The sequence below is a fragment of the Methylophaga sp. UBA5088 genome (assembly GCF_002414625.1).
Taxonomy (GTDB): Bacteria; Pseudomonadota; Gammaproteobacteria; order Nitrosococcales; family Methylophagaceae; genus Methylophaga; species Methylophaga marina.
In genome coordinates, this window is the sequence record NZ_DIAC01000029.1 from 1 (window position 1) to 954 (window position 954).

Annotated in this window: 1 protein-coding gene; it reads left to right on the top strand. The window is 45.4% G+C overall.

Annotated features, from left to right (window positions below; all coding sequences use genetic code 11):
* The coding region (locus tag B4K20_RS03685) for a DEAD/DEAH box helicase (RefSeq protein WP_289281954.1) at nt 1-954 on the top strand (954 nt) is incomplete at both ends.

Here is a 954-nt window from a genome sequence, read left to right on the forward strand (position 1 = left end):
CAGAAAGCATCGTTCACATGAACCTGTCGCTCTCATTCTGGCTCCAACACGTGAGCTGGCCTTCCAGATTCAACATGTGCTTAAAACCTTCAGTAAAGAAGATCCAATCGATATTGCCATGATTACCGGTGGTCAGGCACCCACTGCCCAACAAAAGGTTTTAGATGAAGGCTGTGATGTCATCATTGCCACACCCGGCCGTTTATTGAACTTAGTTGAACAAGAGCAGGCCGATTTATCACTGATTGAGTTTGTGGTGATAGATGAAGCGGATCGTATGCTGGATATGGGACAAGGTCCTGATGTCGCGACATTATTAGCTTCAATTACAACAGCATTCCAAACCTGCTTGTTCTCCGCCACACTGGCTGGTGCCGGTGTGGAAATTTTTGCTAACACCTTACTGCCTGATGCTACCCGAGTAGATGTGAATGCTTCAAATCACTATGCCGAACAGGTCGAGCAGCGTGTCTATTTAGCTGATAATCGTGAACATAAACAAGCACTGCTCAAAGCCGTGATTCAATCGGACGAGTGCACAAGTGCTTTAGTTTTTTGCAATAAAAAAGAACGCGCAGATGAAGTAGCCGACTATTTGCAGTCACAAAATATCTCTGCGCAGGTGGTGCATGGTGAATTCTCTCAGGCAGATCGCCGAGAACGAACACGTAAATTCCGTCAAGGAAAAATCAAAGTCTTAGTTGCAACGGATGTAGCTTCACGTGGACTGGATTTACCACAAGTGAGCCACGTCATTAATTATGATGTGCCATTTCGTGGTGATATTTATATTCATCGTGTTGGCAGAACCGGGCGGGCTGGACAATCAGGTATTGCTGTCAATCTGGTGGAAAGCCATGACCAAAAAAACCTTGAGCGCATCGAACATCATATTGGCCAGTCATTACCTGTAGTAAAAATGAAGGGCTTGGCACCGAAAGGCAAAGTCAATAA